We start from the raw sequence: 24164 nt of genomic DNA on the forward strand, positions 1-24164 counted from the left end.
CGGCGCAGGGCAAGACGCAGGTCGGCATGGATCTGCTGGTGAACGCCGCGCGGCTGCGGCCGACCTTCGAGGACCCGGCCGGCTTCGGGGGGAACGATCAGGCCCGTACGGCTCTCCCGGGGCGCCGGACACCTCAAGCTGGTCTGCTTCTCCTCGTACATGGCGCTGGGCGGCGTCCACCAGTACGCGCAGCTGGCCGCCCCGTTCCGGGGCAGCCGGGACGTCGCGGCCCTTCCCGCCGTGGGGTTCGTCCAGGGCGAGAGCCTTCCGGCCACCCCCGAGGCGCTGTTCCGCCTGCAGGCGCGGACCGTCGCCGAGTACGCCGACGGCGCCCCCGTCGTCCTCCTCGGCTCGTCGGCCGGAGGAATGATCGCCCACTCGGTGGCCGCCGCTCTGGAGAGCCAGGGCGCACCGCCCCGGGGGATCGTCCTGCTGGACACCTACCTGCCGGACAGTGCGAGCATCGGCCAGTTCGAGGACGCCATGCTGGACGAGATGTACGAGCGGGAGGCCCTCGTCTCCATGGAGGGCGTCCGGATGTCCGCCATGGGGTGGTATCTGCATCTGTTCGAGGGGTGGAAGCCGCCGGAGAGCGCGGTTCCCAGCCTTCTCGTCCGCGCGGCGCAACCGATGGGAGAGCCGGCGCCGGACGCGTCGGGCTGGCAGGCGGACTGGCCGGCCGACGCCACCGTGGACGTGCCCGGAACCCACTTCACGATGATGGAGAAGCAGGCCGGCACCACCGCACAGGCCATCGAGGACTGGGTGGCCGACCTCTAGCGCCGTGACCGGGAAGGTCCACCGGCTCGCGACGCCCGGCACCCCGCCGCGCCGTCGCCTCACCCAGGCGCGTTCCGTACGCGGGTGAAGCTCCCCTCGCGGGGCACCGCACCGGACGCCGCGAGCCACCCGGCAGACCTTCCCGGCCACAGCACCAGCGCATCACGCGCCCGCCCGCGCCCATGGCCCCCGGGCCGGCGCCCACGCCGAAGCCGCGGTCAGCGCGGCACACACGACGCAGCGCATCACACAAGGCAGGAGTTAGGTGAGCACCATGGTGAACGGGTCCAGCGACTCGGCGGAGTCCCTCGTGCAGACTGGGCCGGATCGTGACGAGAGCACCGGTGAACTGCCGTCGCTCGATCCGGACTTCCACGAACTGCCGGACCGCGAACAGCGCAGGGTCGTCTTCGACCTGGTACGCGCGCACGTCGCCGCGGCGCTGCGGTCCGAGTCGCCGCGCGCGCTCGACGCGCGGACCTCGCTGCTCGACCTCGGGCTGGACTCCCTCGGGGCGGTCAATCTGCACCGCGGACTGGTGGCCGCCACCGGCCTCGCGCTGGAGGTGACACTCGCCTACGACCACCCGACGCCCAGCGAACTGGCGGACCACCTCCACCGGCAGCTCGTCCCCGTCGACAGGGACGACACCGCTCCCGCGCGTGCCGTCGTCGGCTCGGACGACCCCATCGCGATCGTCGGGATGAGCTGCCGCTTCCCCGGCGGCGTCAACAGCCCCGAGGACCTGTGGAAGGTCGTCGCCGAGGGCGTGGACGCCATCACCCCGTTCCCCACCGACCGGGGCTGGGACCTGGAGGCGCTCTACAGCCCCGACCCGGACCGGCCCGGCACCAGCTACGCGACCGAGGGCGGCTTCCTCCACGACGTCCCCGACTTCGACGCGGAGTTCTTCGGCATATCGCCGCGCGAGGCGCTGGCCATGGACCCGCAGCAGCGGCTGCTCCTGGAGACGAGCTGGGAGGTCTTCGAGCGGGCCGGCATCGACGTGACCGAGCTCAGAGGCAGCCGCACCGCCGTCTTCACCGGCGCCGAGCACCACGACTACGGGCCCCACCTCCAGAGCACCAAGAGCGGCCTCGAAGGCTATGCGCTGACCGGGATCGCGGGCAGCGTCGCCTCCGGGCGCGTCTCCTACACCTTCGGCTTCGAGGGCCCCGCGTGGACCGTGGACACGGCCTGCTCCTCGTCGCTGGTCTCCCTGCACCAGGCCGCGCACTCGCTGCGCCAGGGCGAATGCGATCTGGCGCTCGCCACCGGCGTCGCCACCATGCCGACCCCCGGTGACTTCATCCTCTTCAGCCGCCAGCGCGGGCTCTCCTCCGACGGGCGCTGCAAGGCGTTCGGCGCCGGGGCCGACGGCACGTCATGGGCCGAGGGCGTCGGCGTCCTCCTGGTGGAGCGGCTCTCGGACGCCCGGCGCAACGGCCACGAGGTGCTGGCGATCGTGCGCGGCTCCGCCGTCAACCAGGACGGCGCCAGCAACGGCCTGACGGCCCCCAACGGGCGCTCCCAGCAGCGCGTCATCCGGCAGGCGCTGGCCAACGCCGAGTTGACCGCGGACCAGATCGACGTGATCGAGGCGCACGGCACCGGAACCTCGCTCGGCGACCCCATCGAGGCGCAGGCGCTGATCGCCACCTACGGCGAGAGCCGCCCGCAGGGGCAGCCGGTGTGGCTGGGCTCCCTCAAGTCGAACATCGGGCACGCCCAGGCCGCGGCCGGTGTGGGCGCCGTCATCAAGATGGTGATGGCCATGCGCCACGGCACCCTGCCGAAGACGCTGCACGCGCAGGTGCCGACCCCGCACGTGGACTGGTCGTCGGGCGGCGTGGCACTGCTCACCGAGCAGCGCCCCTGGCCGGAGACCGGGCGGCCGCGCCGGGCCGGCGTCTCCTCGTTCGGCATGAGCGGCACCAACGCGCACGCCATCATCGAGCAGGCCCCGCCGCAGGAGCCGGCCCCCGCCGCGGACGCCGACGCGGACACGGCCTCCCAGCCCGTGCCGCTGCTGGTGTCCGCCAAGAGCGAGGAGGCGCTGCGGGCGCAGGCAGCGCGGCTGCGCGAGCACCTGGTGCGCCACCCCGACGCGCGGCCGGTCGACGTCGGATGGTCCTCCACCGTGACACGGGCCGCGCTCGAACACCGCGGCATGGTGGTGGCGTCCGACCGGGACGGGCTGCTGCGCGGCCTGGCGGCGCTCGCCGAGGAGACCGACGCGCCCGGCCTGGTGCTGGGCAGGTCCACGGGGCAGCGGGTGGCGTTCCTGTTCACCGGCCAGGGCGCCCAGCGGCCGGGCATGGGCCGTGAGCTCTACGACACCTACCCGCTCTTCGCCGACGTGTTCGACGAGGCGTGCGCCTACCTGGAGGTGCGCCTCGGCACCTCCGTGCTCGACGTGGTCTTCGGCCCCGAGGACGACGACGCGGCGGCCACCGCCACCGCTGACGAGCTCGACCGGACGATGTTCACCCAGGCCGGGCTGTTCGCCTTCGAGGTGGCCCTGTTCCGCCTGCTGGAGTCCTGGGGGGTGCGCCCCGACTTCCTGATGGGGCACTCGGTGGGCGAGATCGCGGCGGCCCACGTCGCCGGGGTGCTGTCCCTGGAGGACGCGTGCGCCCTGGTGGCGGCCCGCGGCCGGCTGATGCAGGAACTCCCCGAGGGCGGCGCCATGGTGGCCGTCCAGGCGTCGGAGCAGGAGGTGGCCGAGAGCCTGGCGGGCCGCGAGGACCGGGTGTCGCTGGCGGCGCTCAACGGCCCGACCTCGGTGGTGCTCTCAGGCGACGAGGACGCCGTGCTCGAACTCGCCGGCCACTGGGAGGCCCAGGGCCGCAAGACCAAGCGGCTGCGGGTGAGCCACGCGTTCCACTCCCCCCGGATGGACGCCATGCTGGAGGAGTTCGGCCAGCTCGCGGCCTGCCTGTCGTACTCGGCCCCGGACATCCCCGTCATCTCCAACGTCACCGGTGACGTCGCGGGCGCCGAGCTGGCCGCCCCCGAGTACTGGGTCCGCCACGTGCGGGAGGCGGTCCGCTTCGACGACGGCATGCGCCGCCTCGCCGCACAGGGCGTGACGACCTGTGTGGAGCTCGGCCCCGACGCCGTGCTGACCGCGATGGGCCAGGACTGCCTGGACGCCGTCGGCGCCGACGCTGCCTTCGTGCCCCTGGCCCGCTCCGGGCGCGCCGAGGCGCAGACGCTGGCGGAGGCGGTCGCCACCCTGTACGCGAACGGCGTCGGCGTGGACTGGGACGCGGTGTACTCCGGGCGCGGCGCGCGGCGCGTGGCCCTGCCGACCTACGCCTTCCAGCGCAAGCGGTACTGGCTGGAGTCGGGCGGCGCCGTGGCCGGCGACGCCCGGAGCGTCGGCCTCGGCAGGGTGGACCACCCGCTGCTCGGCGGCCTCACCGAACTGGCCGAGGGCGACCGTACGGTGCTGACCGGACGCCTGTCGCTGCAGACCCACCCGTGGCTCGCCGACCACGCCGTGGCCGGCGGAGTGCTCTTCCCCGGCACCGGATTCGTGGAGCTCGGCCTGCTCGCGGGCACCGAGACCGGGGCCGGACGGCTCGGCGAACTCACCCTGGAGACCCCGCTCCTCCTGCCGGAGCAGGGCGGCGTCCGCGTCCAGGTCGTGGTGGGCCCCGCCGACGAGTCCGGCGTACGGCCGCTGGGCGTGTACTCGCGCCCCGACAGCGACGAGCCGGGGGAGGAGTGGGTGCGGCACGCCCAGGGTGTCCTGGAGGCGGACAACGGCGCCGCGGTCACCGAGAGCCTGCCGCAGTGGCCCCTCCCGGGCGCCGAGCCGGTTCCGACGGAGGGCTTCTACGAGGGCCTCGCCCAGGCCGGTTACGGATACGGGCCGGTCTTCCGGGGGCTGGAGTCGGTCTGGCGGCTGGACGGCGACGTCTACGCCGAGGTGGCGCTGCCGGACCCGGCAGCCCAGGAGGCCGGGCGGTTCGGCCTGCACCCGGCCCTGCTCGACGCGGCCCTGCACGCCATGGAGATGGGTGACTTCGGCGGCGAGAGCGGGCGCGTGACACTTCCGTTCTCCTTCACCGGGGTGAGCCTGCACGCGGTGGGCGCCGGACGGGCGCGGGTGCGGCTGCGCCCGCAGGGCAAGGACACGGTCGCGCTGCTGGTGACCGACGCCACGGGCGCGCCCGTCGCCTCGGTGGAGTCGCTGGTGGTGCGCGAGGTGGCGGCCGAACGGTTCGCCTCGGGGCCGCGCGGCGCCGGCGGCGACGGAACGCTGTTCCGGGCCAACTGGGACGTGTTCGCCGCGCGCGGCGGCGACCACACCGCGGACGGCGGCGCGCACACGGCGGTGATCGGCGCCGACCGGGCGCGGGTGGCCGAGCTGCTCACCGCCTCCACCGTCGAGTACACCGAGTACACCGGGGTGGACGCGCTCGTGGCCGCCCTCGACGGGGGCGCCGAGGCGCCGGACGTGGTCTGGGCCTGGTGCGGCGCCGGGCCGGACGCCGGCAATCTCGCCGAGGCCGCCCGCAAGGCGGCCCACCGGGCGCTGGCCCTGGCGCAGTCCTGGCTCGCCGAGGACCGGCTCGACGGGTCCCGGCTGGTCGTGGTCACCAGCGACGCGGTCGCGACGGGGCCGGGCGAGGGCGTCCTCGGACTGTCGAACGCCGCCGTCTGGGGGCTGCTGCGTTCGGCGGCCACGGAGAACCCGGGCCGGATCCAGCTGGTGGACGTCGACCGCCGCGCCGAGTCGGCCACCGCGGTCGCGGGCGTGGTGACGGCCGCGATCGCGGCGGGCGAGCGCGAGGTGGCGCTCCGCGCGGGCCAGGGTCTGGTTCCCCAGCTCGCCAGGAACGCGGCCGGGCGGGTCCTCGCGGCCCCCGCCGGCACCCCTGCGTGGAAGCTCGGCACCACGGGCGGAGGCACGCTGGACAACCTCGCGCTGCTGCCCGACCCGGCGGCGCAGGAGCCGCTGGCCCCCGGGTACGTGCGGATCGCGGTGCGCGCCGCCGGTCTGAACTTCCGCGACGCGCTGATCGCCCTCGGCATGTACCCCGACGACCACGCCACCATGGGCGGCGAGGGCGCCGGTGTGGTCCTGGAGGTCGGCCCCGGTGTGACCGACCTGGCCCCCGGAGATCGGGTCATGGGCATGACCAACGCCTCGTTCGGGCCCGTCGCGATCGCCGACCGGCGGCAGATCGTCCGCATGCCGCGCGGCTGGACCTTCGCGCAGGGTGCCTCGGTGCCGGTGGTCTTCCTGACCGCCTACTTCGGTCTGGTGGAACTCGGCAGGCTGAAGGCGGGCGAGTCCGTCCTGGTGCATGCCGCCGCCGGCGGTGTGGGCATGGCGGCCGTGCAGCTCGCACGCCACCTCGGCGCCGAGGTGTACGCCACGGCCAGCCCCGGCAAGTGGGAGACCCTGCGGGCGATGGGATTCGACGAGAAGCACATCGCGTCCTCCCGCGACCTGGACTTCGAGCCGCGCTTCATGGCGGCGACCGGCGGCCGGGGCATGGACCTGGTGCTGGACTCGCTCGCCCGTGAGTTCGTCGACGCCTCCCTGCGGCTGCTGCCCAGGGGCGGCCGGTTCCTGGAGATGGGCAAGATCGACGTGCGCGACCCCGAGGTCGTCGCCCGGGACCACCCCGGCGTGCGGTACGCGGCGTACGACCTGGACGCGGCCGACTACGACTTCGTCCAGCGGATGCTGGTCGAACTGGTCGAGCTCTTCGACAGCGGTGCGCTGCACCCCCTCCCGGTGACGGCGTGGGACGTGCGGCGGGCCCCGGACGCGGTGCGCTACATCAGCCAGGCCCGGCACATCGGCAAGAACGTGTTCACCATGCCCCGCGCCCTCGACCCCGACGGTTCGGTGCTGGTGACCGGCGGCACCGGCGGCCTGGGCCGCGAGGTGGCACGCCATCTGGTGGCCGAGCGCGGCGTGCGCAACCTGGTGCTGGTCTCCCGGCGCGGGCCGGACGCGGAGGGCGCCGCCGACCTCAAGGCCGAACTGACCCGGGCGGGCGCGTCGGTGACGCTGGCGGCCTGTGACGTGGCCGACCGCGCCGCGCTGGAGCGGGTGCTGTCCGGCATCCCCACCGACCACCCGCTGACCGCGGTCGTGCACGCGGCGGGCGTCCTCGACGACGGTGTCATCGACACCCTGTCGCCGAAGCGGATCGACGCGGTCTTCGAGCCGAAGGTCGACGCGGCGTGGCACCTGCACGAGCTGACCCGGGACACGGACCTGGCGGAGTTCGTGATGTTCTCCTCCGCCGCCGGTGTGTTCGGCAGCCCCGGACAGGGCAACTACGCCGCCGCCAACTCGTTCCTGGACGCGCTCGCCGCACACCGTCGCGGCCTCGGCCTCCCGGCGGTCTCACTGGCCTGGGGCCCGTGGGAGCAGGCCGGCGGCATGACCGGCACCCTCGGCCAGGCGGACATGGTGCGCATGGCCCGTGAGGGCATGGCGCCTCTGTCCATGGCGGGCGGTCTGCGTCTGCTGGACGCCGGCGCCGCGAGCGAGGACGCCCTGCTCGTGCCGATGCGGCTGGAGACCTCCGCGCTCGGCGGCCAGACCGGCGTCCCCACCCTGCTGCGCGGCGTCGTCCGGGTGCGGAGCAGGGCGGCGGCCGACGGGAAGGCGGCCGCTCCCGAATCGGCCAAGGTGCGGCTGGCCGGTCTGGCCGGAGCCGAACTCGACCGGGCACTGCTCGACCTGGTGCGCGGCAGCGCGGCGATGGTGCTGGGACACAGCGGCGCCCAGTCCATCGAGCCCGACCGCTCCTTCCAGAGCCTCGGCTTCGACTCGCTGGCGGGCGTGGAGTTCCGCAACCGGCTCAACTCGGCCACCGGACTCCGCCTCCCCTCCACGCTGATCTTCGACAACCCCACGCCCGCGGCGCTCGCCGAGTATCTGCGCGGCCGGGTGGCGACGGACAGCCCGGCCGAGCCGGACGCCGATCCCGAAGAGGCCAGGATCCGTGCCCTTCTGACGTCGATTCCGCTGGAGCGGCTGCGCCGCGCAGGGTTGCTCGACATGCTCACCGAGCTGGCGAGCGGCACGGACCGGGCCGAGAAGGACACCGAGGACAAGGAGACGGACTCCATCGACGCGATGGACGACGACGACCTGATCGACATGATGCTCGGGGACCTCGACAGCTGACGACCCGCGAGTCCCCCGCACGCCCCTGGGCGTGTTTCGAAAGTCCCGTCTGCCCGGCGGTGTCCGGCACGCACGCTCGCCGCGTTGTCGGGATCACCCCGATACCACCAGCATCGGGGTGACCCTCCGCCTTGCGATCGCACGCACCGGACGCCGCCGGGCCTGCCCTTCGGGCAGGCGACGCTCCTTTCGAAACACGCCCTGGGGGACTCGCGGTCCCGGCCCACGCCCCGCGGAGCGTCGGCGTCGCGGGTGGCTCTCACCCCCAATGACTCCAAGAACAGAAAGGCTCAGTGAAACCGATGACCGCAAAGGTCTTTGCGACGGAAGCGGTGCATTCGCTTCCCGAGTTCGAACAGCGGGCCCTGGCCATCGCCGAAGCGCTCCGCGAGCGCGGGGTCAGCGACGGCACCCGGGTCATGCTGAAGGCCGGCAACTCCGCCGGCTATGTCGGGGTCCTCCTCGCCCTGATGCACGCCGGCGCGTCGATCGTCATGGTCGACCACCAGGAGCGGGTGGAGGCCACCCGGCGCATCTGCGACCGGGCCGGGGTCAAGATATGCGTGGTCGACGACGACACCCCGATGCCCGGCGGCGGCCCGGCCCGGGTCACCGTCTACGAGCTGCTCCTGGCGTCCGTGGAGCAGACCCCCGCCGAGCGGCGGCTGTCCCTCGACACCTGGTGCGAGCTGCCCGACGGCCTGATCATGTGGTCCTCCGGCTCCACCGGGGAGCCCAAGGGCGTCGTCAAGACCGGGGCGAAGTTCCTGAAGAACCTGGAGCGCAACGCCCGGCAGGTGGGCCATCGCCCCGATGACGTCCTGCTGCCGCTGCTGCCCTTCTCCCACCAGTACGGGCTGTCCATGGTGCTCATCGCCTGGCTGGTCAAGTGCTCGCTGGTCATCGCGCCCTACCGGCGTCTGGACCGGGCGATGACCATGGCGGGCGTCTGCGGGGTCACGGTGGTCGACGCCACCCCGGCCAGCTACCGCAGCATGCTCAACATGATCGGCCGCAAGCCCGCCCTGGCGTACGAGCTGTCCGGTGTCCGGATGTTCTGCAGCGGGGCGGCCCCGCTGGACCCCGGCCTGGTCGCCGACTACGTCACGCGGTTCGGACTGCCCCTGCTGGACAGCTACGGCAGCACCGAGGCCGGGAACGTGGCCTTCGCGACCGAGGACAACACCGTCGCCTGCGGACGGGCCGTCGAGGGCCTGAAGCTGCGGATCGTCGACGACGAGGGAGCCGGCCTCACCTCCGGCGAGGTCGGGGAGATCCAGGTCCACTCGCCCGACCTGATGGAGGGCTATCTGGCGGAGGACGGCACGGTCGACCCCGTCGACCCGGCCAGAACCGACTGGTACCCCACCGGCGACTTCGGCTATCTGGACGGCGGGGACAACCTCTTCGTCCTCGGCAGGAAGAACGCGGTGCACCGTAACGGCCACACGCTCTACCCCGAACTCATCGAACACAAGCTGGCCGCGGCCGGCTGCCTCGTCAAGGTCGTCCCGGTCCCCGACGAACAGCGCGGCTGCCAGCTCTTCTTCTTCGTGGAGGACGAGCAGCAGCGCGAGCCGCGGCACTGGCGGGAGCCGATCACCGCCCTGCTGCCCGACTTCGAGCAGCCCAACCGCGTTCACGTCCTGGAGCGATTCCCCCTGAACCGCAACGGCAAGCCCGACAAGCGACAGCTCGAGCAGCTGGCTCTCGACCTGGCGCCCGGAGCCAGGGCATGACGGAGCAGCGGAACACCGAGCCGCGGACATCCGATACGCAGACCGGCCGTACGGCGATGGTCTTCCCCGGGATGGGGCCCGTGCGCTTCACCGATGTCGGCGAGTTCCTGCTGACCAACCCCCATGCCCGGCGCCGCCTCGCCGTCGCCGACGAGGTGGTGGGGTACTCCGTGTTCGACCGGTACCGCCAGTCGGACGCCGAAGAGGAGGCACAGTACGCCGCGCCCACCCAGATCGCCTTCCTGACCGTCTGTCTCTCCCTCGCCGACTGGGCGGAGGAGACGCTGGGAGAGCGCCCCGAGCTGTGCGCCGGACCGAGCTTCGGCCAGCGGGCCGCGGTCGCCTACGCGGGGTCCCTGCCGTTCGAGGAGACCGTGCGGCTCACCGCCGAGCTGGCGCGCTGCGAGGAGGAGTACTTCCGGCAGGAGCACCGCGACACCGTCACGCACTGCGTGATCCACACCCCCGAGGAGCGGCTTCAGCAGGCACTGGCCGAACTGGACGCCGAGGGGGAGTGGCACGACGTCTCCGGCTACATCGACCAGGGCTTCTACCTCGTGTCCCTGCGCGAGCCCGTGCTCGACCGGTTCAAGAAGCGCATCGGCGAGCTCGGGGGGTACAACATGTACACCATGTGGCCGCCCGTGCACGCCCCGGCGTTCGGCGCCCTGCGCCGCAAGGCGGAGGAGGAGGTCCTCGGCACCTTCGAGGTGGCCGAGCCCAGGCTGCCGATCGTCGCCGACCAGAACGGCGAGCTGCTGACCGGCGCGGAGGGCGTGCGCACCATGCTGCTCGACACCTTCGACCACCCGATCCGCTGGCCGGACATGGTGGAGACGATGCGCGGGCACGGCATCACCAGGGTCTGCGTCGCGGGGCCGGACAATCTCTTCGGCCGGGTGAACCGCACCGTGGACAACTTCGAGGTGGTGGCCATCGACGCCCGCGAGGCGATGCGCCCGCGGGTCCGGCAGAGGAGCGCCCGCCGGGCGAGGCGGTGAGGGCGGGCGCTGCCCCTCGGGCGGCGCCCGCCGTCGCCCGAGGGGCACACGGCGCGCCGGCACGCCGTTTCCCCGGGCAGCGGCCGGGGCGCCTGCCCCGACTCCCGCACCGGACACGGGGACCAGACACGGGTATCCGTGCAGCTCAGGGCACCCTTTCTGGTGCCGGGGCGTCAGATCACGCCCTTGCGCCGAGCAGCCGGCGCTGGTGCTGCGCACGTGCGCGCGGCGGGCGGGCGGCCGTGGCGGTGGTCCCCGCTGACCGGCGCCGGGCCGCCGTGACCAGCAATCCCCTAGAGTCCGCCGTCCTCGCTGGTCCGTGCCCGGTACGCCGTGCTGGGCTAGGGGTCGCCCACCCACCACAGGGAGAAGCCATGTGTGCATCGCGAGGTCCGGGTCTGTTGCAGCGGGGAAGGGCCGGCCGGCCCGCAGCGGGCCCCGGCGTGACGAGGGGATAGGTCCGACATGCTCCTCACCGACCTCCTTGGGAACGGCCCGTCGAGCCCTCGAATCACCATGCTCTGCCCCGACTTTCCCTTCGCCTACGACGACTGGCTGCGCCACCCGGCGGGCCTGGGCGGCGTCCCGGCCGACGCGATGGGGACCGAGGTCGCGATCGTCGGCGGCGGGATGGCCGGGCTGGTCGCCGCGTACGAACTGATGCGGATGGGACTGCGCCCGGTTCTCCACGAGGCGGAACGCCTGGGCGGCCGGATGCGCTCCGCCGGCTTCGACGGGTTCCCGGACGAGGTGGCCGAGCTGGGGGCCATGCGGTTCCCGCTCTCGGCCGCCGCGCTGTTCCACTACGTCCGCACCGTGGGCCTGCGCACCACGCCGTTCCCCAACCCGCTCAGCTCCTGCACCCCCATGACGGTCGTGGACATCGGCGGCGTCAGCCACTGGGCCCGGACCGAGGCCGAACTGCCGCCCGCCTACCGGGAGGTCGCCGACGCCTGGGACAAGACGCTGCACGAGCAGGCCGACATAGGGGTCATGCAGGAGGCGATCCGCACCCGGGACACGGCCACCATCAAGGCGATGTGGAACCGCCTCGTGCCGCTGCTGGACGACCAGTCCTTCTACGGCTTCCTCAGCTCCACGCCCGCCTTCGACTCCTTCCGCCTCCGTGAGCTCTTCGGGCAGGTCGGCTTCGGCACCGGCGGCTGGGACACCGACTTCCCCAACTCGATGCTGGAGATCCTCCGCGTCGTCTACACCGAGGCCGACGACGACCAGCACACCATCGAGGGCGGCTGCGAACAGGTACCGCTGGGCCTGTGGCGGCACGCTCCCCAGCGCCTCGCGCACTGGCCGGCCGGCACGTCGCTCGCCGCGCTCCACGAGAACCGTCCCCGGCCCGCCGTCACCGCGCTGCGACGCGCGGGGGAACGGATCGAGGTCACCGACGCCGACGGCCGGACCCGCGGCTACCGGGCGGTGGTCTTCACCGGGCAGCACCGGCTGCTGAACAGCCGGGTCGCCTGCGACGACGCACTGCTGCCCGGGACGGTCCGGTCAGCGATCGAGCGCACCCACTACATGGGCTCGTCCAAGCTGTTCGCGCTCACCGACCGGCCGTTCTGGCTGGACGTCGACGCCGCGACCGGGCGGGAGGTGATGGGCATGACGCTCACCGACAGGCTGCCGCGTTCGGTGTATCTCTTCGGCCGGGAGCCCGACCGGCCCGGAGTGATGTGCCTGTCCTACACCTGGAACGACGACTCCCAGCGGGTCGCCGCGTTGTCCGCCGAGGAGCGGCTGGAGGTCGTCCTGCGCTCGCTCGGCGACATCTATCCGGGCGTGGACATCCGGTCGCACATCATCGCGCCGCCGGTGGCCGTCAGCTGGGAGAACGAACCCTGGTTCACCGGAGCCTTCAAGGCCAACCTCCCGGGCCACTACCGCTACCAGCGCCGCCTGTTCACCCACTTCATGCAGGACGCGCTGCCCGAGCACCAGCGGGGGTTCTTCCTGGCCGGCGACGACGTCTCCTGGACCGGCGGCTTCGCGGAGGGCGCCGTCACCACGGCGCTGAACGCCGTGTGGGGGGTCGTACGCCATCTCGGCGGCGGCTGCCATCCGGCCAACCCCGGACCGGGGGACGTGTTCGCCGAACTCGCGCCCCTGGAGCTGGACGAGCCCTGACCCGGGGGGGCGCCACGAGGAAGCGGTCCCGGGTGCCGGGTGCCCACGGGACCGCGTCGTGCGACAGACCCCTCGGTCGCGCTGCCGCAGCGGGCGCCCTGCTCCGGACCGGAGCACATCGGCCGGCCCCCGCCGGCCCGCAACCCGGCCCCGCGGCAGCCGATCAGGCAGGCGCCGACGAACCGCCGCGCACCCGGCGGCGGTTGCCCTTGGTCACCTGTTCGGTGGGCGGCAGACGCACACCGTCGACGTTGCCCGGCCGGCCCTTCGCCCGTGGCGGGGAGTGCGGCACTGCGTCGACCTCACGCGCCGTGAGACCGGCGATGCCTGTCTCCGGCCGCCTGACGGCGGGCCGGCGCCACCCGGGTCCGCGTACGGCGAAGAAGCGTCCGCTGCGGTGTCCGAGGCCGCCGGTGTCCGGGCAGCGGTGCCGGCCGCGGAGCCCGGCGCGGATGGCGCGCCGCACCGGTGCCCGGCAGGCTCTCAGGCGGGCCGCCCGCTGCCGGAGCCGGCCGCGGGAAGCGTCAGCGCGGTGAGCACCAGGCCCTCAGCCGCCAGCCACCGGCCCGTCAGGTCCACGGCCCCGCCGTCGGCCGCCCGTATGAGCTCGGGCGGCAGGGGCACCAGCAGCCGGACCGAGAACGTGCCGTGCTCCAGGCCCGCCGCTCCCGGCTCGCGGGTGAAGCGCAGCCGGGCGTCCTCGAAGCCGAGCGGTTTGCCGGTGAGGGGGAACCACACCTTGTAGACCGCCTCCTTGGCGCTGAACAGCAACCTGTCCCAGGGGACATGGGGCACCGCGCTCGTCAGCCGGGCCAGGTCGGCCCGTTCCCCGGGCAGCGACACCGCGTCGAGGACACCGGCCGGCAGCGGGCCCGCCGGTTCGGCGTCGATGCCGAGCCCCGCCAGATCGCGGTCGTGGGCGACCGCGGCCACCCGGTAGCCGTCGCAGTGGGAGATCGCGCCCACCACCCCGGCGGGCCAGCCGGGCGCACCCGACGGGCCCGGCAACAAAGGCGTCGCCGTGCAGCCGAGCGCCGCCAGCGACAGGCGGGCGCACCGGCGGCCGGTGGCGAACTCCCGTCGCCGCTTGCCCACCGACCGGGCCACCGTCGCGGCCTCCTCCGGAAACAGCGGCGGAGCCGTCAACTCGCCGCGCACCTCGGTCACTTCGACGTGGTCCGGCAGCAGCAGGCGCATCAGCGGCGTCATCGGGCACCTCGCCGGGACAGGGCACCCCGGCCGGGCAGGATCTCGCGCAGCGGCGGATCGAGCCGGCCGCGGGCCCGCCACTCGCGCGGGTAGCCCAGGGACACCTCGCGGTGCGGCACCCCGTCGTGCCAGGTGGTGCGGGGGATGTGGAGATGGCCGTAGACCACGGCGGCCGCCCGGTAGCGGCGGTGCCAGTCGTGGGTGGCGGTGGTGCCGCACCACAGCGCGAACTCGGGATACCTGAGGATCCGGGTGGGCTCGCGCACCAGCGGGAAGTGGTTGACCAGCACGGTGGGCAGGTCGGGCGGGCAGGCGTCCAGCCGCTCACGGGTGTACGCCAGCCGCGCCCGGCACCAGGCGGCGCGGTCCGGGTAGGGGTCGCTGTGCAGGAGGAACTCGTCGGTGGCCACGACCCCCGCCTCCTCGGCCCGCGCGAGCGCGGCGGCGGCGCCGGCGGCACCCGGCGGCAGGAACGAGTAGTCGTACAGCAGGAACAGCGGCGCGATCACCACCGGCCCGTCCGGGCCCGGCCAGTGCGCGTACGGGTCCTGCGGAGTCAACACACCGAGGGACCGGCACAGTTCGACAAGACCGCGGTAACGGGCCTCGCCACGCAGCCGCACCGGATCGTCGGGGTGCGTCCACAGTTCGTGGTTGCCCGGCACCCACACCACCTGGGCGAACCGCTCGGCCAGCAGCCGCAGCGCCCACTCGACGTCCGCGGTCAACTCCCCGATGTCCCCCGCGACGATCAGCCAGTCGGAGGAGCCGGAGGGGCGCAGATCCTCCACGATCGCCCGGTTCTGCTCGTAGGCGACGTGCAGGTCGCTGACCGCGAAGAGCCGTCCGCCCGTGGGGCCGCGCACTGCTTCGCCGTCAGAGATCCGCGGATTCGTGGTGCTGGGCATGCCGACCTCCTCGCCGCGCGTCCGGCGCCTCGCATTCGCGTCCGGCGCTCAGATTTAGCCATCGGCCCACCCGATCCTTCAACGCGTGACCGGCGTGCCGGGCCAAGGACAAGGGATTCGCCCAGACTTCCTGCCGGGTGTTCCCCCCGAACCCACGCGTCCCCGATAGTGCTGTGGTGTCCACCTGAACAGGCAATGCCGCACAGTCGATCACAGAAGCTCAAAGAGAGATAAGGAACGGAAGCAGCGTGAGCGTGAGTCCCCATGCCGACGGCCTGTGGTGCCGTCGGTTCCAACCGGCGTCCGACGCCGCCCACCGCCTGATCTGCTTCCCGCACGCGGGGGGATCGGCCAGCTACTACGTGCCGGTCGCCCATGCCCTCGCCCCGCACGTCGACGTCGTCGCGCTGCAGTACCCGGGGCGCCAGGACCGGCGCAGGGAACCGCTGATCGACGACATCGGCACCCTCGCCGACCGCGTGCACGAGGCGCTGCGCGGCGAGGACGAACGTCCGCTCACCTTCTTCGGCCACAGCATGGGCGCGCTCGTCGCCTTCGAGGTCGCCCGAAGGTTCGAGCGGGACGGCCGCACGGGCCCCCTACGGCTCTTCGTCTCCGGCCGGCGGGCCCCCTCCCGCCACCGCGAGGAGAGCGTCCACCTGCGCGACGACGACGGCGTCATCGCCGAGGTCAAGGCCCTCAGCGGGACCGACGACCGGCTGCTCGGCGACGACGAACTCCTGCGCATGATCCTGCCCGCGCTGCGCGGGGACTACCGGGCGGTGGAGACGTACCGCTGCCCGCCCGGCGTCACGGTGGACATCCCGGTCACCGCCCTGGTCGGCGACAGCGACGCCAAGACGACGATCGACGAGGCCCGCGACTGGGAGCGGCACACCACGGCCGACTTCGACCTGCGGATCTTCCCCGGCGGGCACTTCTACCTCAACGACCGCGCCGCTGACGTGCTGAGCGTCCTCACCGAGCACTTCGCGGCGCGGAGCGTCCCGGACGGAGTCTGAGCCGGGATCGCAGCCGCTGCCGGAGCCGCGGTCGCAGCCGGAACGGGACCGTCCGGGGCTCCGGCGCTCGCACAGGTCTTGCGCGATCCGCGCGTGCGGCCGACCCGGCGCGCAGATCGGCAAGCGGTCCTCCCGTGCCGCGGCGGCGGTCTCGTCCGCGGTCTCGTCCGCGTTCGACGATCCGAATCCCCTCGCGTACGGCCGGCAGGAGCCGGTGGCACGCCCGGCCGAGCGGTACGGTCCGCCCGTGCCGTCCTTCGAGCACATCCACCTGCCGTGCTCGAAGGACGGCACCGGGGCTGTCCGGCGGCGAAGCTGATGTCGCCGGTGGCCGGCACGGTCGCGGGCGCGGACGGCATCGAGGACAGGGGCCGGCTGCGGCACGGCCCGACGCCTGCCTGGCCACCGGGGTGCGGGACTCGACCACAGCGTGCCGCTCGGCGTCGTCTCCACACCGCCGGCCGCCCCGGTGATCGCCGCGACGAGTCTGCGTGAAGGACCCTCGAACTCCGCCGCGGAGCGGCCGTGTTCGTCATCGGGCCGATGGGTCCTGACTCAGGACACTGGAATCCGCCGGCCAATGCACTTCACGAGGTCGCGGCGTGTCGCGCGTTTTGGGAAACGACCAGACATCGCGCCGAGGAGGAAACAGGTATTGCGCGCACCTAAGTCTTCCTCCCTAATAGATCTGGCCCGCCCGAAGCGACGTGAGTTGTATGCCCGGGATCCTGTATCGGCACAGGTGACGATGGGCTGACCGGTTCGCACGAGACGGAGGAACGCACGATGAGCGCGGAACTCGTGGAAATTCGAAAAGCCTTCATGGAACTGAGCGACAGCCTGAAAGCGCTGCGGAACGTCCAGGGCGACTCTCCGTACGTCCGCAGGCTGATGAATGATCTGGACCGTTTTCAGCTGGACATGGAGGAGAACCCTGAATCGCGGGACCAGCTGGCCTCGATGACCGCCTCTGTGGCCACGCTGACGCAGATGGCAGTAGCGAACGTGGCCCGCGATGTCGTCCGCATACAGGAAGGTTCCGACCACAACGTGGCCTGGCGCGACGCCGACGACGAGGGAATCGGTGGCCACCGCCGCTGAGCCGTGCGGCGGCCGCCCGACTGTCGGCCCCGACAGTCGGGCGGCCGCTCCTCGTCCGTCACTTCACGAAGTCGGGCAGCACGCGTGGCGGCCAGCTGCCGACCGTGAAGACCCCCATCGAGTAGGCGCGGGAGACCAGCGTGGCGCGGTTGGGCGCCTTGAATCGGCGCAGCATGAGACCCACGTGGTACTCGACGCCCTGGCGGCTCAGGTACAGGCGCGAGGCCATCTGCACGGTCGATGCGCCGGTGGCGATCCCCTCCAGGATGCGCGCGTCGAGAGCGGTGAGGAGGAGCGTCGACTTCGCTGCCGGGGCCGCGTCGGACGGGTCGTCTTCGGGAGTCATCAGGATGACGACACCTGAGAAGGCGTCCCCCTCTCCCCGGATCGCTATGCCCGTTATCTCGGTCGAGAAGACCCGGTCATGGCCGCGTTTCGCCACCACGTTCTCCACGAATCGTCCGCCATGGCCGTCCGAGAGGTGGCTGAAATGCTTGGGCAGGATGTTGCGGGCGCTCGGGTGCAACACGTCGTAGATGCTCTGCCCGCAGACTTCCTGTGAGGGGCGCGCGATATGATGGAAAAAGTCAGAGTTCGCCGCTTCGATATTCAGCTCGGCGTCGAGACTCGCCATGCAGGTGAAAAGGTGCGGCCCGGTTGCCTGACGATTTCTGCGAACAGTGTTCCGCGTGTGTAAGGGATGATTGCTGGCCGTTATTGCTCGGTCGGTGTTCTGGAGCATAAAAATCTCTCCCGGGTGTCGGCTGAACAATAAATCCGCAGCGGAGTCGGCGCTGCAAACCAGTAGACGGATCGGATGCGCTGTTTCTGCGACGCTCGCGATGACATCTGGGTGACTCACTTCGGGAGTCAACGATTCACCTGACCTGCAGCGGAAACACTGCCGTGCCCCTGCGGGGCGGGTTCGGTCATCGCGTGTAGCGCCAGTCCTCCACAGTTCTGCACAGGGGTTCGGTACGGGGTGCCCCGCACACCGGCCATACGCTGAATCTGCGTACCCGGTGGAGGGCGTCGTCGGGTCGACCGGCACCGCGGGCGCGCTTGCTGCTCGCTGGCCCGGTTTCAGGCGTCGGCCATAGCGGGCCGTCGGGGAATAGCGGATCGAATGGGCAGTCGAATGGCAAGGGGTGCCGCTTCGGCAGATCCCTTCCGTGTCGATGGCCGGGTCGCCCTGTCGCCGGCATCTGCGCCGCCGTGGTGGCTGATTTCCATGACCGAAAAAGTTTGGGGATCGGAAATGGGCCGGCACTGGAGACATACGGTCAGAGCTGTTGCCCGAATGGACATCTCTTCGTGGTCACGAAAGATCGAACTGACTCGTGACGGCAGACCTCGGTGACGCGGACAGCGGGCAGCGCTGAGTCGACCTTGCGGTTGCCGCCGACGCCGGGCCGGTCGCGGCGGGGCCGAGCGTGGCCCCTGCCGGGAGCAGACGGCCAGTGGCGCGGGACCGTACCTGCGGGCGAACCGGGTGCCGGTGCGCAACCGTCACGGGTCTCCGGTCTCGACGAACAGGTCCAGGGCGGTGACCGCGCCGATGCCGCAGATCCGGGTGGATGTGCAGCCCAGGGTGGCCGGGAGCGCGGGGGATCGTCCTGCCGAGGTCCTTGAACCGTCGGGTCGGCCGGCGGATGTCATCGGTCGTGGCGGCCGGACCGGGCAAGGTCAGGTGAGAACCTCGTGTCCGGCAGCGCGTGGCCGCCGGGCCCCCGGGCGCCACGACCAGCCGCGCTGCCGGGCGCGGAGGACGAGGACGAACGCGGAGGGGGTCGGGGGATCGGTGCGGCCGTCATCTCTGGTCGGGGAACAGATCACCCACGCAATACGCCGGAACTCCGGAAAGGCCGCTCGCTGGACATTTATTGAAGAGTGAACTGCCGTCGGCGAAGCGTTGGAATCGGCCACGGTTGCCGCACCCGGCCGGGCTTGAGGACGAGCAGCCGCGAGGTGGGCGACAGACAGTGGAGCGCAGCGCAGGGTGGGTGGGACATGGCGGTCTTCCAGCCCGCGACGCCGCTGCCGGCCAGCACGCCTGTGAGGCGTCGCCGCAGGCCGGCGCCCGTGCTGGAGTCCACCACCCCTGGCAGGGGGGCCGGTGCCGCGCGTACGGCCGTCGGGCCGTGACCGCGCGTCGTCCGCCTGCCCTGAGTCCTGTCTCGCGATGTCAAGCATGTTCAAAGGACTCCGTTTCAGAACATCTCGTGTGCGCTTGCGTTGAGATCGTGACAGAATTGATCGGCTTTTTCGGCCGTTGTGGCCGGTGAGCGGCTAAGTACAGGGAAACCGGACGCGAGCCGTAAAGTCCTTGTCGGGTCCGTCGACCGGCCGTGGGGAGGGGTGGTCTGCTTCCGAGTTTCATAGTTGGTGTGGTAAGGGCGGCTTGAGCTGTGATGCTGTGGATTTTCTGATAATGATTCCGACGCTTATGGGGTGCTGAAGCAAGTGGTGACGAGGCGTCTGGCCTGCGGTTGTTCTGGGTTCGCCGATAACAGCGGTGTGGTGTTGGTAATGGTTTCCGGCATCTAAAGGTCTGGTGCTGGTTTGTGCCGGTCAATGTCCTGTTGCGCGGTCAGGGCTTGTGCGTGTGGGCCTGCGCCGGTATCGGCTGGAGCGGGTTGGCGCCGGTCCGTCCGGTACGGGGCGATGCCGATGTCGGGACCGTGACCGCGTCCGGTCGGTGGTCGGCGTCATGATGGCGGTCGTCTTCGTCGGCGGCTCCTGCTCGACGGGTTCGTCACCGGCTGCGTGAGGTGGTGCTGGGCCTGCTACGCCACCGCGCTCACCGGCCTGCTCGCGCTGCCGGCGATCATCAAGGGCGTGCGGCTGCCCGCGGGGCGGGTCACGGGGCGGGCCGCGGGGCGGATCGGCTGGTTGGCCTCAGCTTCCCGGTCGGCGCCGTACGGCTCTCCGTCGTCAACTACGCCCCGCAGTACGTGCAGTACGTCCAAGGTTCGCGGCCGACGGCTTGCTCATCCTGCCGTCGATGCCCGGCATGTCGACGGCGCAGCCGCCCGGCGGCCGGCTGCGCCGTCGTCCTCGCCCAGGGCGTCGCTCCTCCTGCTCGGCAGGCGCCCCCCTCGTCACGGCCTTCGCGTTCACCCTGGTCGTCGGGGCCGGAGTCGACGCCCTGGTCCAGAGCACCATGGTGGCCACCACGAACAACGCGGACCCGCGGGAGATGGGCGCGGTCACAGGCACGGCCGCCCGCGTGCGCACCATCGGCGGCTCCCTCGGGGGCGCGCAGTTCGGCGCCCTGCGGAGCAGCCGCATGACCGATGTGCTGACCGAGCGGCTGGGCCCCGCCGCACAGCAGCGGCTCACCGCGGGCGGCGTACTGACCCCGGCGGGGCTGACGGACATGTCGACCGCCACGCGCGACGCTGTCCGGGAAGTCGTCAGCAGCGGTCTGCGCGGCGTCCCGCTGGGCGCGGTCGTCCTGTCCGCGATCGCTGTTGGCCACGGGGCGGTTGCCGGTGCCTGCCCGTGCTGTGCGGATTGCCGTTGTTTCCCGCGGGCAGGTCGGGGCGGGCCCGGGAGGCGGTGGTCGTGCCACGCACGGGGCTGGCGGTGATCAGGCGGTGGGCCGGTCGGCTTGACGTGCCCGAGTGCGTGGATTCCTGCGTCGGTCCAATCCGGCGGCCGTGTGACTTCGGTGACGGGTTCGTCTCCGCCGGTGGCTTCGGTGAGGAGTTCGCCGGCTGGTCGGAAGGGGTCTTTCGGCCGCGAGGACGGCCGTCCGTTCAGCCTCGCCCGGCTCGGCGAGGCTGAAGCGGAGGCCGCCCGCAAGGAGCGCGGCTGGACGATCAGTTGGTCGCCCCTGCCTTTGCCGCGGCACGCCTGGGGACGTTCATCCTTGGCAGGTGGGGAGGAATGTCCGTATGCCCGGCGTCAGGTGCCGGTCGGCTGGCCGGTCGGCGGCCGCATCACCTCCGGATCGGTGCGCGGCGCGAACTCCGGGTTCTCTCACGGGATTCGTGCGCTTCACCGGATCGTTGCGATCCGCAGGAGTCGGGTCAGGTCGCGATCCGCTTCACGGTGATCTCGTACTGGTCCACGGCGCCCTCCCACGTGGCCACGACCGGGCCGTCCTTCTCGCCGGACATGTTCCGGCGGAAGGCGAGGTCGTCGGAGAGGGGGTCGCAGAAGGCGCGCAGGTGCGCCCGGAGCCCGGCGTGCTCCACGGCCGCGACCGCCGCCTCCGTGGTCGCGTCCGTCTCTTCGCACGGCACGAGATTGTCGGGCCCCTCGCCCATGCCGGTGGCGGCCCGCAGGGCGTCGAGGAGGGTGCCGTCCGACGCGATCCTGGCGTCCGTCAGCCGCCAGGTCTTCCCGGACAGGTCTGGTGCGGTGAGGTCGACCCCGTGGTCTGCCGTCAAGCGCGCCAGATCGGCGCCCGTGACCTGGGGGTAGTGCTCGGAGCCGCCCACTCTGACAGCGGCCAGACCTTCCTTGAAAGCGGCTGGGAACTCCGCCGCGTCGGTGTGGATCTCGAACAGTGACCGACTCGCGTCGAACCGGAGGTCCGGGTAGCCCTCCTCGTCGAGCAGCAGCAGGTTGTCGTCGGTCACCGTCTCCCGGCCGGTGAGGACGGCCGGCTCCAGCCAAAGGGGATCCCTGTCGGTCCCGGTCTCGTAGAGCCAGTTGCCGCTGTAGTAGGCGGCGTATTGCGCGGCGGAGTCGAATTCCGGGAGGGGCCGGTCGAGCAGGACGCCGAAGGCCTGTGCCAGGGACGACTCCCAGTCGTCACCGCCTGCGGAGCGGGAAGGCCGGACCTCACGTTCACGACTCCCGTCGGTGAACGGGGTCCACGGCACGGACGGGCAGCGGGCCAGCACTGCCACCTCCCAGCCGAATCCCACGACCAGCCTGCCGTCCGCAGTGACAGCCACCGCGCCCACCTCCGCGGGAAACACCAGCTCCGGCCCGGCCGGCCGGCCGGTGGCCAGGTCCCACACCCGTACCGTCTCATCGGAGCTGCCGGTGACGGCGACCGGCCGGCCGTCCACCGTGCCCGTGGCCACCGCCCAGACCGGACAGGTGTGGCCGGTGAGAGGCTTGCCGATCGGCCGGCCGGTGGCCAGGTCCCACACCCGTACCGTCAGGTCCAACCCGCCGGTGACGGCGACCGGCCGGCCGTCGACCACCGCCGTCGCCACCACGCGTACCGCCCCGGTGTGGCCGGTGAGGGGGTCATACACCGGCCGGCCGGTGGCCAGGTCCCACACCTGCACCGTCTCGTCGCCGTCGGCGGCAACGGCGACAGGGCGGCCCTCCACCACCGCCGTCGCCACTGCCCACACGCCGGAGGTGTGGACGGTGGGGGGCTCGCCGACGGTCCGGCCGGTGGTGAGGTCCCAGACCCGGACCGTCTTGTCGTCGTGCTCGGCAATGGCGACCGGGCGGCCGTCCACCACCTCTGTTGCCACCACGCGCACCGATTCGGTGCGGCCGGTGAGGAACTCGCCGACGGTGCGGCCGGTGGCCAGGTCCCGCATCCGCACCATCCCGTCCCGGCTTCCGGTGACGGCGACAGACCGGCCTTCGATCACCGCTGTCGCCAGTCCTCCGTTGGCGAACGGCTCGCCGACGGTCCGGCCGGTGGCCAGGTCCCACGCCCGCACCGTCTTGTCCCGGCCGGTGGAGACAGCGACCGGTCGGCCCTGCACCACTGCCGTCACCACCGCACCCACCGTGTCCGTGTGGCCGGGGCGCGCATGCCGGAAGCCGGGGTGGATCGTGCTGCTGGTAGCCCACTCCACCGCCCACCAGGCGTCGGGTACACCCTCCACCGGCACGGAGGTGATCCGCGCCGACAGCTCCCGGTCCCCGAACCGGGCGGCATTGAGCGCCAGCAACTGCCGCCGTCCACCCGCCGTCGCATACCGGTCCGCAAAGGCCGACTCCCGGTACATCGCCCCGGCCAGCCGCGCGGCGGGCCCCGAGGCCGCGTCCACCAGGCCGAGGGCCTCACGCGGGTCGGACTTCACCAGGAATTCCGGATCCACCAGTCTGTGGTCCACAGCTTCGGCCGCCCCATCAACGTTCGATTCATCCGACATACCCGCATCCAACCAGTCCCCACTGACACACCGCCCCCGACCGGCGCGTCGGCCGCGAGGACGCCGGCGTGACCGGCCCTCTCCAGCGGGCGGGTTCGCAGATCCGGATCCGTGAGGGTGATGCCGCGGTACTGCGTGACGGGCCATGCAGCGCCCTGCGTCACGCCGAGCAGGAACGCTCCTTCCTGCCGTGGCGCCTGTGCCGGCCCGCCGTTCCCGCAGTTCAGCCGCGCCTCGTCCGCAACGGGCGTCCTCACCGCCCCGACCGGGCCCTGATCCGGACCCAGGGGCCCCTCGATGCCGTTGCGGGCGGCCGGTTCACGCTGACTGGTTCGCCTCCCCAGCCGTCGGTGACGGCGTGGGGTGTTCCTGGCCGAGTTGGTCGGCGAGGCGTTGTACCGCCGACCGGATGCCGCGGCCGTAGTCGTCGTCGTTGAGTGCGTCGAAGTGTTCCCGGGCCTTGGCCAGGTGGGCGCGGGCCTGGGTGGTGTCGGCGAGTTTGTGGAAGTCCGCGGCGAGGTTGAGGTGCAGGGACGGGTAGAACCCGCGGATGGCCAGGGAGGAGTCGTGCTGCTTGGCCCGGTCGTCGCTCACCGACGCGGCGGCCTCCAGGGCGCGTAGATCCCACGCCAGTTCGTCCCGCGGATCCGGCTGGAGGTCGGCCATGTGGTGGGCCAGGACGCACCGGTGGAAAGGGTCGCCGTCCACGGCGATCTCCTCCCAGATCTCGCTGAACCGCCTCCGGGCACCGCCGGGGTCGCCTGCGTGCTGTAGCGCCATGGCTTCCCCGATGCGCTTCATGGTCTGGTCCTCGGTGCTCACGGCAGCCTCACTGTCTGGTGGTCAGTAGTCGGGGGCAAGCGTAGGAGCAGCCACTGACATCGGCCCGGAGCTGGGGGTTGTCCGTCCACAGCGAGTTCCGCCCCGCCGTGGACAGGGGGTGCTTACGTGGTGGTTCTCAAGGGCGCGCAGGGAGTGCACCCCGGCGCGGTGCTGTGTCTGCGCCGTGCG

The 24164-nt window shown here is 72.2% G+C and carries 15 protein-coding genes; 8 read left to right on the top strand and 7 right to left on the bottom strand.

Annotated elements, in window-relative coordinates:
* The first annotated feature begins 159 nt into the window (after positions 1-159).
* The 5 genes from SZN_RS42230 (at position 160) to SZN_RS02290 (ending at position 12833) form a co-directional block, all read left to right on the top strand.
* Complete coding sequence (locus SZN_RS42230; RefSeq protein WP_244313271.1) at positions 160-780, top strand: thioesterase domain-containing protein; 621 nt, start codon at positions 160-162, stop codon at positions 778-780.
* A gap of 265 nt (positions 781-1045) precedes the next feature.
* Positions 1046-7948 (top strand): type I polyketide synthase, encoded by a 6903-nt coding sequence (locus SZN_RS02275; protein WP_106432580.1) that lies wholly within the window; start codon positions 1046-1048, stop codon positions 7946-7948.
* A 302-nt stretch (positions 7949-8250) separates the two neighbouring features.
* On the top strand, positions 8251-9687 hold the full coding sequence (locus SZN_RS02280) for a class I adenylate-forming enzyme family protein (protein ID WP_043727607.1): 1437 nt from the start codon (positions 8251-8253) through the stop codon (positions 9685-9687).
* Positions 9684-10688 (top strand): ACP S-malonyltransferase, encoded by a 1005-nt coding sequence (locus SZN_RS02285; protein WP_007491092.1) that lies wholly within the window; start codon positions 9684-9686, stop codon positions 10686-10688. The genes SZN_RS02280 and SZN_RS02285 overlap by 4 nt, the downstream gene beginning before the upstream one ends.
* A gap of 465 nt (positions 10689-11153) precedes the next feature.
* Positions 11154-12833 (top strand): flavin monoamine oxidase family protein, encoded by a 1680-nt coding sequence (locus tag SZN_RS02290; protein WP_050814984.1) that lies wholly within the window; start codon positions 11154-11156, stop codon positions 12831-12833.
* Positions 12834-12996: 163 nt separating this feature from the next.
* On the opposite strand, the gene SZN_RS43410 is transcribed toward SZN_RS02290, so the two are convergent.
* Genes SZN_RS43410 through SZN_RS02305 form a run of 3 tightly spaced genes read right to left on the bottom strand, consistent with a single transcriptional unit; the run spans position 12997 to position 14950 of the window.
* Positions 12997-13299 (bottom strand): NDP-hexose 2,3-dehydratase family protein, encoded by a 303-nt coding sequence (locus SZN_RS43410; RefSeq protein WP_007491094.1) that lies wholly within the window; start codon positions 13297-13299, stop codon positions 12997-12999.
* Between the two features lie 17 nt (positions 13300-13316).
* Entirely contained in the window at positions 13317-14042 is a 726-nt protein-coding gene (locus SZN_RS02300) for a 4'-phosphopantetheinyl transferase family protein (RefSeq protein ID WP_007491095.1), read from the bottom strand.
* Positions 14039-14950, bottom strand: coding sequence for a metallophosphoesterase family protein (locus SZN_RS02305; protein ID WP_007491096.1), 912 nt, complete (start codon positions 14948-14950; stop codon positions 14039-14041). The genes SZN_RS02300 and SZN_RS02305 overlap by 4 nt, the downstream gene beginning before the upstream one ends.
* 248 nt (positions 14951-15198) lie before the next feature.
* Between SZN_RS02305 and SZN_RS02310 the strand changes: the two genes are divergently transcribed.
* Both SZN_RS02310 and SZN_RS02315 read left to right on the top strand, forming a co-directional pair.
* Positions 15199-15972 (top strand): thioesterase II family protein, encoded by a 774-nt coding sequence (locus SZN_RS02310; protein WP_007491097.1) that lies wholly within the window; start codon positions 15199-15201, stop codon positions 15970-15972.
* Between the two features lie 786 nt (positions 15973-16758).
* Entirely contained in the window at positions 16759-17073 is a 315-nt protein-coding gene (locus tag SZN_RS02315) for a hypothetical protein (protein WP_007491098.1), read from the top strand.
* 58 nt (positions 17074-17131) lie between these two features.
* On the opposite strand, the gene SZN_RS02320 is transcribed toward SZN_RS02315, so the two are convergent.
* Entirely contained in the window at positions 17132-17707 is a 576-nt protein-coding gene (locus SZN_RS02320; RefSeq protein WP_007491099.1) for a helix-turn-helix transcriptional regulator, read from the bottom strand.
* A 2152-nt stretch (positions 17708-19859) separates the two neighbouring features.
* Positions 19860-20042, bottom strand: a complete 183-nt coding sequence (locus SZN_RS37525) for a hypothetical protein (protein ID WP_007491100.1) — start codon at positions 20040-20042, stop codon at positions 19860-19862.
* A 35-nt stretch (positions 20043-20077) separates the two neighbouring features.
* Here SZN_RS37525 and SZN_RS02325 point away from each other — a divergent pair, with 35 nt between their 5' ends.
* The gene (locus SZN_RS02325) at positions 20078-20665 is read left to right on the top strand and encodes a hypothetical protein (RefSeq protein ID WP_139063514.1); all 588 of its coding nucleotides are present in this window, start codon (positions 20078-20080) and stop codon (positions 20663-20665) included.
* 442 nt (positions 20666-21107) lie between these two features.
* Here SZN_RS02325 and SZN_RS37530 read toward each other — a convergent pair whose 3' ends face one another.
* Together SZN_RS37530 and SZN_RS02335 are read right to left on the bottom strand one after the other, a co-directional pair.
* A complete protein-coding gene (locus SZN_RS37530) occupies positions 21108-23099 on the bottom strand; it encodes a WD40 repeat domain-containing protein (RefSeq protein ID WP_167546275.1) in 1992 nt (663 codons plus the stop codon).
* A 372-nt stretch (positions 23100-23471) separates the two neighbouring features.
* The gene (locus SZN_RS02335) at positions 23472-23975 is read right to left on the bottom strand and encodes a hypothetical protein (protein ID WP_007491103.1); all 504 of its coding nucleotides are present in this window, start codon (positions 23973-23975) and stop codon (positions 23472-23474) included.
* Positions 23976-24164 lie beyond the last annotated feature (189 nt).

Origin of the sequence: Streptomyces zinciresistens K42, from assembly GCF_000225525.1 — a bacterium.
Taxonomy (GTDB): Bacteria; Actinomycetota; Actinomycetes; order Streptomycetales; family Streptomycetaceae; genus Streptomyces; species Streptomyces zinciresistens.